Annotated in this window: 9 protein-coding genes; all 9 read left to right on the top strand. The window is 55.2% G+C overall.

Annotation, left to right across the window (positions count from 1 at the left end; genetic code table 11):
• On the top strand, positions 1–1,533 hold a 1,533-nt coding region (locus tag D9738_RS22470; protein ID WP_130261224.1), incomplete at its 5' end, for a phage tail tape measure protein.
• The gene (locus tag D9738_RS22475) at positions 1,530–1,859 is read left to right on the top strand and encodes a phage tail protein (protein ID WP_130261225.1); all 330 of its coding nucleotides are present in this window, start codon (positions 1,530–1,532) and stop codon (positions 1,857–1,859) included. The genes D9738_RS22470 and D9738_RS22475, both read left to right, overlap by 4 nt.
• Positions 1,859–2,557: a phage minor tail protein L gene (locus D9738_RS22480; RefSeq protein ID WP_130261226.1), complete on the top strand. Its 699-nt coding sequence runs from the start codon at positions 1,859–1,861 to the stop codon at positions 2,555–2,557. The genes D9738_RS22475 and D9738_RS22480 overlap by 1 nt, the downstream gene beginning before the upstream one ends.
• Positions 2,558–2,562: 5 nt before the next feature.
• Positions 2,563–3,306: a C40 family peptidase gene (locus tag D9738_RS22485; protein ID WP_000194780.1), complete on the top strand. Its 744-nt coding sequence runs from the start codon at positions 2,563–2,565 to the stop codon at positions 3,304–3,306.
• Positions 3,303–3,875 (top strand): tail assembly protein, encoded by a 573-nt coding sequence (locus tag D9738_RS22490; RefSeq protein ID WP_240780611.1) that lies wholly within the window; start codon positions 3,303–3,305, stop codon positions 3,873–3,875. The genes D9738_RS22485 and D9738_RS22490 overlap by 4 nt, the downstream gene beginning before the upstream one ends.
• Positions 3,876–3,935: 60 nt before the next feature.
• A complete protein-coding gene (locus D9738_RS22495) occupies positions 3,936–7,349 on the top strand; it encodes a host specificity protein J (RefSeq protein ID WP_130261228.1) in 3,414 nt (1,137 codons plus the stop codon).
• Between the two features lie 70 nt (positions 7,350–7,419).
• Positions 7,420–8,019 (top strand): Ail/Lom family outer membrane beta-barrel protein, encoded by a 600-nt coding sequence (locus D9738_RS22500; protein ID WP_001233071.1) that lies wholly within the window; start codon positions 7,420–7,422, stop codon positions 8,017–8,019.
• Between the two features lie 64 nt (positions 8,020–8,083).
• Positions 8,084–11,479, top strand: coding sequence for a prophage tail fiber N-terminal domain-containing protein (locus D9738_RS22505; protein WP_130261229.1), 3,396 nt, complete (start codon positions 8,084–8,086; stop codon positions 11,477–11,479).
• The gene (locus tag D9738_RS22510; RefSeq protein ID WP_130261230.1) at positions 11,479–12,063 is read left to right on the top strand and encodes a tail fiber assembly protein; all 585 of its coding nucleotides are present in this window, start codon (positions 11,479–11,481) and stop codon (positions 12,061–12,063) included. The genes D9738_RS22505 and D9738_RS22510 overlap by 1 nt, the downstream gene beginning before the upstream one ends.
• The last annotated feature ends 48 nt before the right edge of the window (positions 12,064–12,111 follow it).

A 12,111-nucleotide genomic window follows, 5' to 3' on the forward strand; every position in this document is an offset into this window, starting at 1 on the left:
GATGATTATTTTGTTAACGATGAAGCGCGGGCGCGTTACTGGGATGATCGTGAAAAGGCCCGTCTTGCGCTTGAAGCCGCCCGAAAGAAGGCTGAACAGCAGACTCAACAGGACAAAAATGCGCAGCAGCAGAGCGATACCGAAGCGTCACGGCTGAAATATACCGAAGAGGCGCAGAAGGCTTACGAACGGCTGCAGACGCCGCTGGAGAAATATACCGCCCGTCAGGAAGAACTGAACAAGGCACTGAAAGACGGGAAAATCCTGCAGGCGGATTACAACACGCTGATGGCGGCGGCGAAAAAGGATTATGAAGCGACGCTGAAAAAGCCGAAACAGTCCGGCGTGAAGGTGTCTGCGGGCGATCGTCAGGAAGACAGTGCTCATGCTGCCCTGCTGACGCTTCAGGCAGAACTCCGGACGCTGGAGAAGCATGCCGGAGCAAATGAGAAAATCAGCCAGCAGCGCCGGGATTTGTGGAAGGCGGAGAGTCAGTTCGCGGTACTGGAGGAGGCGGCGCAACGTCGCCAGCTGTCTGCACAGGAGAAATCCCTGCTGGCGCATAAAGATGAGACGCTGGAGTACAAACGCCAGCTGGCTGCACTTGGCGACAAGGTTACGTATCAGGAGCGCCTGAACGCGCTGGCGCAGCAGGCGGATAAATTCGCACAGCAGCAACGGGCAAAACGGGCCGCCATTGATGCGAAAAGCCGGGGGCTGACTGACCGGCAGGCAGAACGGGAAGCCACGGAACAGCGCCTGAAGGAACAGTATGGCGATAATCCGCTGGCGCTGAATAACGTCATGTCAGAGCAGAAAAAGACCTGGGCGGCTGAAGACCAGCTTCGCGGGAACTGGATGGCAGGCCTGAAGTCCGGCTGGAGTGAGTGGGAAGAGAGCGCCACGGACAGTATGTCGCAGGTAAAAAGTGCAGCCACGCAGACCTTTGATGGTATTGCACAGAATATGGCGGCGATGCTGACCGGCAGTGAGCAGAACTGGCGCAGCTTCACCCGTTCCGTGCTGTCCATGATGACAGAAATTCTGCTTAAGCAGGCAATGGTGGGGATTGTCGGGAGTATCGGCAGCGCCATTGGCGGGGCTGTTGGTGGCGGCGCATCCGCGTCAGGCGGTACAGCCATTCAGGCCGCTGCGGCGAAATTCCATTTTGCAACCGGAGGATTTACGGGAACCGGCGGCAAATATGAGCCAGCGGGGATTGTTCACCGTGGTGAGTTTGTCTTCACGAAGGAGGCAACCAGCCGGATTGGCGTGGGGAATCTTTACCGGCTGATGCGCGGCTATGCCACCGGCGGTTATGTCGGTACACCGGGCAGCATGGCAGACAGCCGGTCGCAGGCGTCCGGGACGTTTGAGCAGAATAACCATGTGGTGATTAACAACGACGGCACGAACGGGCAGATGGGTCCGGCTGCTCTGAAGGCGGTGTATGACATGGCCCGCAAGGGTGCCCGTGATGAAATTCAGACACAGATGCGTGATGGTGGCCTGTTCTCCGGAGGTGGACGATGAAGACCTTCCGCTGGAAAGTGAAACCCGGTATGGATGTGGCTTCGGTCCCTTCTGTAAGAAAGGTGCGCTTTGGTGATGGCTATTCCCAGCGAGCGCCTGCCGGGCTGAATGCCAACCTGAAAACGTACAGCGTGACGCTTTCTGTTCCCCGTTGGGAGGCCACGGCGCTGGAGTCGTTTCTGGCTGAGCACGGTGGCTGGAAATCCTTTCTGTGGACGCCGCCTTATGAGTGGCGGCAGATAAAGGTGACCTGCGCAAAATGGTCGTCGCGGGTCAGTATGCTGCGTGTTGAGTTCAGCGCAGAGTTTGAACAGGTGGTGAACTGATGCAAAATATCCGGCAGGAAACATTGAATGAATGCACCCGTGCGGAGCAGTCGGCCAGCGTGGTGCTCTGGGAAATCGATCTGACAGAGGTCGGTGGAGAACGTTATTTTTTCTGTAATGAGCAGAACGAAAAAGGTGAGCCGGTCACCTGGCAGGGGCGACAGTATCAGCCGTATCCCATTCAGGGGAGTGGTTTTGAACTGAATGGCAAAGGCACCAGTACGCGCCCCACGCTGACGGTTTCTAACCTGTACGGTATGGTCACCGGGATGGCGGAAGATCTGCAGAGTCTGGTCGGCGGAACGGTGGTCCGGCGTAAGGTTTACGCCCGTTTTCTGGATGCGGTGAACTTCGTCAACGGAAACAGTGACGCCGATCCGGAGCAGGAGGTGATCAGCCGCTGGCGCATTGAGCAGTGCAGCGAACTGAACGCGGTGAGTGCCTCTTTTGTACTGTCCACGCCGACGGAAACGGACGGCGCTGTTTTTCCGGGACGTATCATGCTGGCCAACACCTGCACCTGGACCTATCGCGGCGATGAGTGCGGTTATCACGGTCCGGCGGTCGCGGATGAATATGACCAGCCAACGTCCGATATCACGAAGGATAAATGCAGCAAATGCCTGAGCGGTTGTAAGTTCCGCAATAACGTCGGCAACTTTGGCGGCTTCCTTTCCATTAACAAACTTTCGCAGTAAATCCCATGACACAGACAGAATCAGCGATTCTGGCGCACGCCCGGCGATGTGCGCCAGCGGAGTCGTGCGGCTTCGTGGTAAGCACGCCGGAGGGGGAAAGATATTTCCCCTGCGTGAATATCTCCGGTGAGCCGGAGGCGTATTTCCGTATGTCGCCGGAAGACTGGCTGCAGGCAGAAATGCAGGGTGAGATTGTGGCGCTGGTCCACAGCCACCCCGGTGGTCTGCCCTGGCTGAGTGAGGCCGACCGGCGGCTGCAGGTGCAGAGTGATTTGCCGTGGTGGCTGGTCTGCCGGGGGACGATTCATAAGTTCCGCTGTGTGCCGCATCTCACCGGGCGGCGCTTTGAGCACGGTGTGACGGACTGTTACACACTGTTCCGGGATGCTTATCATCTGGCGGGGATTGAGATGCCGGACTTTCATCGTGAGGATGACTGGTGGCGTAACGGCCAGAATCTCTATCTGGATAATCTGGAGGCGACGGGGCTGTATCAGGTGCCGTTGTCAGCGGCACAGCCGGGCGATGTGCTGCTGTGCTGTTTTGGTTCATCGGTGCCGAATCACGCCGCAATTTACTGCGGCGACGGCGAGCTGCTGCACCATATTCCTGAACAACTGAGCAAACGAGAGAGGTACACCGACAAATGGCAGCGACGCACACACTCCCTCTGGCGTCACCGGGCATGGCGCGCATCTGCCTTTACGGGGATTTACAACGATTTGGTCGCCGCATCGACCTTCGTGTGAAAACGGGGGCTGAAGCCATCCGGGCACTGGCCACACAGCTCCCGGCGTTTCGTCAGAAACTGAGCGACGGCTGGTATCAGGTATGGATTGCCGGGCGGGACGTCAGCACGTCCGGGTTAACGGCGCAGTTACATGAGACTCTGCCTGATGGCGCTGTGGTTCATATTGTTCCCAGAGTCGCCGGGGCCAAGTCAGGTGGCGTATTCCAGATTGTCCTGGGGGCTGCCGCCATTGCCGGATCATTCTTTACCGCCGGAGCCACCCTTGCAGCATGGGGGGCAGCCATTGGGGCCGGTGGTATGACCGGCATCCTGTTTTCTCTCGGTGCCAGTATGGTGCTCGGTGGTGTGGCGCAGATGCTGGCACCGAAAGCCAGAACTCCCCGTACACAGACAACGGATAACGGTAAGCAGAACACCTATTTCTCCTCACTGGATAACATGGTTGCCCAGGGCAATGTTCTGCCTGTTCTGTACGGGGAAATGCGCGTGGGGTCACGCGTGGTTTCTCAGGAGATCAGCACGGCAGACGAAGGGGACGGTGGTCAGGTTGTGGTGATTGGTCGCTGATGCAAAATGTTTTATGTGAAACCGCCTGCGGGCGGTTTTGTCATTTATGGAGCGTGAGGAATGGGTAAAGGAAGCAGTAAGGGGCATACCCCGCGCGAAGCGAAGGACAACCTGAAGTCCACGCAGTTGCTGAGTGTGATCGATGCCATCAGCGAAGGGCCGGTTGAAGGTCCGGTGGATGGATTAAAAAGCGTGCTGCTGAACAGTACGCCGGTGCTGGACACTGAGGGGAATACCAACATCTCCGGTGTCACGGTGGTGTTCCGTGCCGGTGAGCAGGAGCAGACACCGCCGGAGGGGTTTGAATCCTCCGGCTCCGAGACGGTGCTGGGTACGGAAGTGAAATATGACACGCCGATCACCCGCACCATTACGTCTGCAAACATCGACCGTCTGCGCTTTACCTTCGGTGTACAGGCACTGGTGGAAACCACCTCAAAGGGTGACAGGAATCCGTCGGAAGTCCGTCTGCTGGTTCAGATACAACGTAACGGTGGCTGGGTGACGGAAAAAGACATCACCATTAAGGGCAAAACCACCTCGCAGTATCTGGCCTCGGTGGTGGTGGGTAGCCTGCCGCCGCGCCCGTTTAATATCCGGATGCGCAGGATGACGCCGGACAGCACCACAGACCAGCTGCAGAACAAAACGCTCTGGTCGTCATACACCGAAATCATCGATGTGAAACAGTGCTACCCGAACACGGCACTGGTCGGCGTGCAGGTGGACTCGGAGCAGTTCGGCAGCCAGCAGGTGAGCCGTAATTATCATCTTCGCGGGCGCATTCTGCAGGTGCCGTCGAACTATAACCCGCAGACGCGGCAATACAGCGGTATCTGGGACGGAACGTTTAAGCCGGCATACAGCAACAACCCGGCCTGGTGTCTGTGGGATATGCTGACCCACCCGCGCTACGGCATGGGGAAACGTCTTGGTGCGGCGGATGTGGATAAATGGGCGCTGTATGTCATCGGCCAGTACTGCGACCAGTCAGTGCCGGACGGTTTTGGCGGCACGGAGCCGCGCATCACCTGTAATGCCTGGCTGACCACGCAGCGTAAGGCGTGGGATGTGCTCAGTGATTTCTGCTCGGCGATGCGCTGTATGCCGGTATGGAACGGGCAGACGCTGACGTTCGTGCAGGACCGACCATCAGATAAGGTGTGGACCTATAACCGCAGTAATGTGGTGATGCCGGATGATGGCGCGCCGTTCCGCTACAGCTTCAGCGCCCTGAAGGACCGCCATAATGCCGTTGAGGTGAACTGGATTGACCCGAACAACGGCTGGGAGACGGCGACAGAGCTTGTTGAAGATACGCAGGCCATTGCCCGTTACGGTCGTAATGTCACGAAGATGGATGCCTTTGGCTGTACCAGCCGGGGGCAGGCACACCGCGCCGGGCTGTGGCTGATTAAAACGGAACTGCTGGAGACGCAGACCGTGGATTTCAGCGTGGGTGCTGAAGGGCTTCGCCATGTACCGGGCGATGTCATTGAAATCTGCGATGATGACTATGCCGGTATCAGCACCGGTGGTCGCGTGCTGGCGGTGAACAGCCAGACCCGGACGCTGACGCTCGACCGTGAAATCACGCTGCCATCCTCCGGTACCACGCTGATAAGCCTGGTTGACGGAAGTGGTAATCCGGTCAGCGTGGAGGTTCAGTCCGTCACCGACGGACTTAAGGTGAAAGTGAACCGGGTTCCTGACGGCGTTGCAGAATACAGTGTGTGGGGGCTGAAGTTGCCGACGTTGCGTCAGCGCCTGTTCCGCTGTGTGAGTATCCGTGAGAACGATGACGGCACGTATGCCATCACTGCCGTGCAGCATGTACCGGAAAAAGAAGCCATCGTGGATAACGGGGCGCACTTTGACGGCGACCAGAGCGGCACGGTGAATGGTGTCACGCCGCCAGCGGTGCAGCACCTGACCGCCGAAGTCACCGCAGACAGCGGGGAATATCAGGTGCTGGCGCGCTGGGACACGCCGAAGGTGGTGAAGGGCGTGAGCTTCCTGCTCCGTCTGACCGTAACAGCGGATGACGGCAGTGAGCGGCTGGTCAGCACGGCCCGGACGACGGAAACCACATACCGCTTCACGCAACTGGCGCTGGGGAACTACAGGCTGACAGTCCGGGCGGTAAATGCGTGGGGGCAGCAGGGCGATCCGGCGTCGGTATCGTTCCGGATTGCCGCACCGGCAGCACCGTCGAGGATTGAGCTGACGCCGGGCTATTTTCAGATAACCGCCACGCCGCATCTTGCCGTTTATGACCCGACGGTACAGTTTGAGTTCTGGTTCTCGGAAAAGCGGATTACCGATATCAGGCAGGTTGAAACCACAGCCCGCTATCTTGGTACGGCGCTGTACTGGATAGCCGCCAGTATCAATATCAAACCGGGCCATGATTATTACTTTTATATCCGCAGTGTGAACACCGTTGGCAAATCGGCATTCGTGGAGGCCGTCGGTCGGGCGAGCGATGATGCGGAAGGTTACCTGGATTTTTTCAAAGGCAAGATAACCGAATCCCATCTCGGCAAGGAGCTGCTGGAAAAAGTCGAGCTGACGGAGGATAACGCCAGCAGACTGGAGGAGTTTTCGAAAGAGTGGAAGGACGCCAACGATAAGTGGAATGCCATGTGGGCTGTCAAAATTGAGCAGACCAAAGACGGCAAACATTATGTCGCGGGTATTGGCCTCAGCATGGAGGACACGGAGGAAGGCAAACTGAGTCAGTTTCTGGTTGCCGCTAACCGTATCGCATTTATTGACCCGGCAAACGGGAATGAAACGCCGATGTTTGTGGCGCAGGGCAATCAGATATTCATGAACGACGTGTTCCTGAAGCGCCTGACGGCCCCCACCATTACCAGTGGTGGCAGTCCTCCGGTATTTTCCCTGACATCAGACGGAAAGCTGACCGCTAAAAATGCGGATATCAGTGGCAGTGTGAATGCGAACGCCGGGACGCTCAACAATGTCACGGTAAATGAAAACTGTACGATTAAGGGCATGCTGGAGGCGACTCAGGTCAGAGGTGACTTCGTTAAAGCTGTATCCAAATCATTTCCGAAACAGGCTGGTACGTGGGGTAACACGGAAACACCAAACGGGACGGTTACAGTCACCATCAGCGATGATCATAACTTTGACCGCCAGATTATTATTCCGCCCATTATTTTTAACGGTATAGCGTATGACGATCCGGGGAGCGGAAATAACCCGGGAGGCACGCGATACACGGGTTATGGTTTTGAAGTTCGCAAAAACGGCGTATTAATCGCATCCAGAGAAACTAAAGGGGCCATTCCCGGTAGTTACAGTGCAGTTATTGATATGCCTAGTGGTGGTGGTAGCGTCACTCTGGAGTTTAAGATTTTCCAGAAAGGCAATCAGGGGGCAGGCAATATCACCGACTGTACGGTGATTGTGACCAAAAAAGCGGCTTCCGGCATCAGTATTCGTTGAAATATTTATAACCCCAATAAATGGCGTCAGGAATGACGCCTTTTTTATTGCAGAAAAGCGAGAGGTAATTATGCGTAAAGTTTGTGCAGCCATTTTGTCCGCAGCCATTTGTCTGGCCGTATCCGGTGCGCCTGCATGGGCGTCTGAACATCAGTCCACGCTGAGCGCGGGGTATCTTCATGCCCGGACCAACGTTCCCGGCAGTGATGATCTGAACGGGATTAACGTGAAATACCGTTATGAGTTTACGGATACGCTGGGGCTGGTGACGTCATTCAGCTATGCAGGAGACAAGAATCGCCAGCTGACCCATTACAGCGATACCCGCTGGCATGAAGATTCCGTTCGTAACCGCTGGTTCAGCGTAATGGCGGGGCCGTCTGTGCGCGTGAATGAATGGTTCAGCGCGTATGCGATGGCGGGTGTGGCTTACAGCCGTGTGTCGACTTTCTCCGGGGATTATCTCCGCGTAACTGACAACAAGGGGAAAACGCACGACGTGCTGACCGGAAGTGATGACGGTCGCCACAGCAACACGTCTCTGGCGTGGGGAGCTGGCGTGCAGTTTAACCCGACCGAATCCGTGGCCATTGATATTGCTTATGAAGGCTCCGGCAGTGGCGACTGGCGCACTGACGGTTTCATCGTGGGTGTCGGTTATAAGTTCTGATTAGCCAGGTAACACAGTGTTATGACAGCCCGCCGGTTCAGGCGGGCTTTTTTGTGGGGTGAATATGGCAGTAAAGATTTCAGGTGTACTGAAAGACGGCACAGGAAAACCGGTACAGAACTGCACAATCCAGCTGAAAGCAAAACGTAACAGCACCACGGTGGTGGTGAACACGCTGGCCTCAGAAAATCCGGATGAAGCCGGGCGTTACAGCATGGACGTTGAGTACGGTCAGTACAGCGTTATTCTGTTGGTGGAAGGATTCCCGCCGTCACATGCCGGGACCATCACCGTGTATGAAGATTCCCGACCCGGTACGCTGAATGATTTTCTCGGTGCCATGACGGAGGATGATGCCCGTCCGGAGGCTCTGCGCCGTTTTGAACTGATGGTGGAAGAGGTGGCGCGTAACGCGTCCGCGGTGGCACAGAACACGGCAGCCGCGAAGAAGTCAGCCAGTGATGCCGGCACATCTGCCAGTGAGGCGGCAACCCATGCGACTGATGCTGCAGGCTCAGCGCGTGCAGCCAGCTCGTCAGCCGGACAGGCCGCGACGTCGGCTCAGGAGGCGTCTTCCAGCGCAGGAACGGCATCAACAAAGGCCACTGAAGCATCAAAAAGTGCTGCCGCTGCAGAGTCCTCAAAAAGCGCGGCGGCCACCAGTGCCGGTGCCGCGAAAACGTCAGAAACGAATGCTGCAGCGTCACAAAAATCAGCAGCCACTTCTGCATCCACTGCGACGACGAAAGCGTCAGAAGCCGCCACTTCAGCCCGGGATGCGTCGGCTTCAAAAGAGGCGGCAAAATCATCAGAAACGAACGCATCCTCGAGCGCCAGTAGCGCAGCTTCCTCGGCAACGGCGGCAGCAAATTCCGCGAAGGCGGCAAAAACGTCCGAGACGAACGCCAGGTCTTCTGAGACGGCAGCGGGACAGAGCGCCTCAGCTGCGGCAGGCTCAAAAACAGCGGCTGCGTCGTCTGCCAGTGCCGCGTCAACAAGTGCCGGGCAGGCCTCAGCCAGTGCCACCGCCGCCGGAAAATCGGCAGAAAGCGCCGCATCATCCGCTTCAACAGCCACAACGAAGGCTGGCGAAGCCACTGAACAGGCCAGCACAGCAGCGAGGTCAGCTTCCGCAGCGAAGACATCCGAAACGAACGCGAAAGCGTCGGAAACCAGCGCAGAATCCTCAAAAACGGCTGCCGCATCGTCAGCCAGTTCGGCGGCGTCATCGGCATCATCTGCGTCTGCTTCAAAAGATGAGGCGACCAGACAAGCGTCAGCAGCGAAGAGCAGCGCCACGACGGCATCCACGAAGGCGACAGAGGCAGCTGGCAGTGCGGCAGCGGCAGCACAGAGCAAAAGTACGGCAGAATCCGCAGCAACGCGCGCTGAGACAGCGGCAAAACGTGCAGAGGATATTGCATCCGCCGTGGCGCTTGAGGATGCGAGCACGACGAAAAAGGGGGGAGTACAGCTCAGCAGTGCGACCAACAGCACGTCTGAAACGCTGGCGGCAACGCCAAAGGCAGTAAAAGCAGCCTATGACAATGCAGAGAAACGTCTGCAGAAAGACCAGAACGGTGCTGATATTCCCGACAAGGACCGCTTCCTGAGTAACATTAATGTTTACAGCAAAGGTGAAGTGGATCAGAAAAAGGGGATGCGATACGTTGTGGTAAATGCCCCGGCGGGTGTCCAGGAAGGTAAATATTATCCGTTAGTGATAAAAAGGAATGACAGCCATCGGGCATCCCGCGTTGTCATTTTAACGCCAAGTCGCTCAGCTAATCACAGAATGAATAATTGTGAGTTTAATGGTTTTGTTTGCGCAGGCGGCTGGACGGACCGGGGTAGCTATGCCTGTGGTATGTTCTGGGCTTATTCATCATCGGAACGCGCTATTCATTCCATTCTGATGAGTAATAAAGGCGATACCGTAGACAGCGTATTCTATATAGAAGGTGGGGCATTTCCCGTAGAGGTCTTTTTAGAAGAAGGTCTCTCCGTTACTGCACCTGCTTCTGATTATATTGTTGCTGAAACGACTTATAAATTTGGCGCAACTGATCCTTATTCTGAATCAGTTGCGGTAAATTTAATTTTAGATTTTAAACAAGGTAATGGATTTTATAGTTCGTATCCTGTTTTGAGTAAGTCAGACATTAGCGGGAATAAGATTTACGCTAATGATGAAGTTATTGTCCGTAGTCAGAACGCGTTAAGGATGATTGCAGGTGATTACGGTGTCATATGGCGAAATGATGGAGCAAATACTTACTTGCTCATGACTGATAAAGGCGACCAGTACGGTGGCTGGAACGGTCTTCGACCATTTGCAGTAAATAACGCAACAGGTGAAGTGACGATCAATACATCACTTAATTCTCCTAAGGGGATTAAGGGAAATTCTGATACAGCTACGAAACTTCAGACAGCAATAAAAATATCTGGTGTTTCGTTTGATGGTTCTACTGATATCACTTTAACCGCTGCGCATGTTGCTGCTTTTGCCAGAAGAGCAACGGATACGTATGCCGATGCGGATGGGGGCGTTCCCTGGAATGCCGAATCAGGCGCTTACAATGTCACTCGCTCTGGCGACAGCTATATTCTGGTTAACTTCTATACCGGAGTCGGAAGTTGCCGGACCTTGCAGATGAAGGCGCATTACAGAAATGGTGGTCTGTTCTACCGTTCTTCAAGAGACGGTTATGGTTTTGAGGATGACTGGGCAGAAGTTTATACCTCGAAAAATCTTCCACCAGAAAGCTACCCAGTCGGCGCACCAATCCCGTGGCCATCAGATACCGTTCCGTCTGGTTATGCCCTGATGCAGGGGCAGACTTTTGACAAATCTGCCTACCCGAAACTTGCAGTCGCTTATCCGTCAGGCGTGATCCCTGATATGCGTGGCTGGACGATTAAGGGCAAGCCCGCCAGTGGTCGTGCCGTATTGTCTCAGGAACAGGACGGCATTAAATCGCACACCCACAGCGCCAGCGCATCCAGTACGGATTTGGGTACGAAAACCACATCGTCGTTTGATTACGGCACTAAATCCACGAATAACACCGGGGCGCATACGCACAGTCTGAGCGGCTCTACAAGCTCGGCCGGAGCACACTCGCACGTTGATGGTCGCAGGTTTAATACAAGCACTTTTAAAGACACCTATCAGTATGGTTCTACAGCTGTCGGAAGTAAATCATACCAGGTACAAGGGGCGGTTGGTCTGGGCATTGGCACGATGGCGAATACGAACTCTGCTGGCGCGCATACCCACTCACTGTCCGGCACTGCTGCAAGCGCAGGTGCACACGCACATACTGTCGGTATTGGTGCTCATACGCACTCCGTTACGATTGGCTCACATGGACACACCATCACCGTTAACGCTGCTGGTAACGCGGAAAACACCGTCAAAAACATCGCATTTAACTATATTGTGAGGCTTGCATAATGGCATTCAGAATGAGTGAACAAGCACGGACCATAAAAATTTATAATCTGCTGGCCGGAACTAATGAATTTATTGGTGAAGGTGACGCATATATTCCGCCTCATACAGGTCTGCCAGCAAACAGTACCGATATTGCACCACCAGATATTCCTGCTGGCTTTGTGGCTGTTTTCAACAGTGATGAGGCATCGTGGCATCTCGTTGAAGACCATCGGGGTAAAACGGTTTATGACGTAGCGTCAGGGGACGAGTTATTTATTTCTGAACTCGGTCCGTTACCGGAAAATGTTACTTGGTTGTCACCGGAAGGGGAATATCAGAAGTGGAACGGCACAGCCTGGGTGAAAGATGCAGAAGCAGAAAAACTGTTCCGGATCCGGGAGGCGGAAGAAACAAAAAACAGCCTGATGCAGGTAGCCAGTGAGCATATTGCGCCGCTTCAGGATGCGGTAGATCTGGAGATCGCAACGGAGGAAGAAAACTCGTTGCTGGAAGCCTGGAAAAAGTATCGGGTGTTGCTGAACCGTGTTGATACATCAACTGCACCTGATATTGAGTGGCCGGAAGAACCAGACACAATGTAAGCGAAAAAGAAAAACCGCAGACACGACGTATGCAGGACGTGCTGCGGT

Origin of the sequence: Escherichia sp. E10V5, assembly GCF_004212315.1 — a bacterium.
GTDB lineage: Bacteria > Pseudomonadota > Gammaproteobacteria > Enterobacterales > Enterobacteriaceae > Escherichia.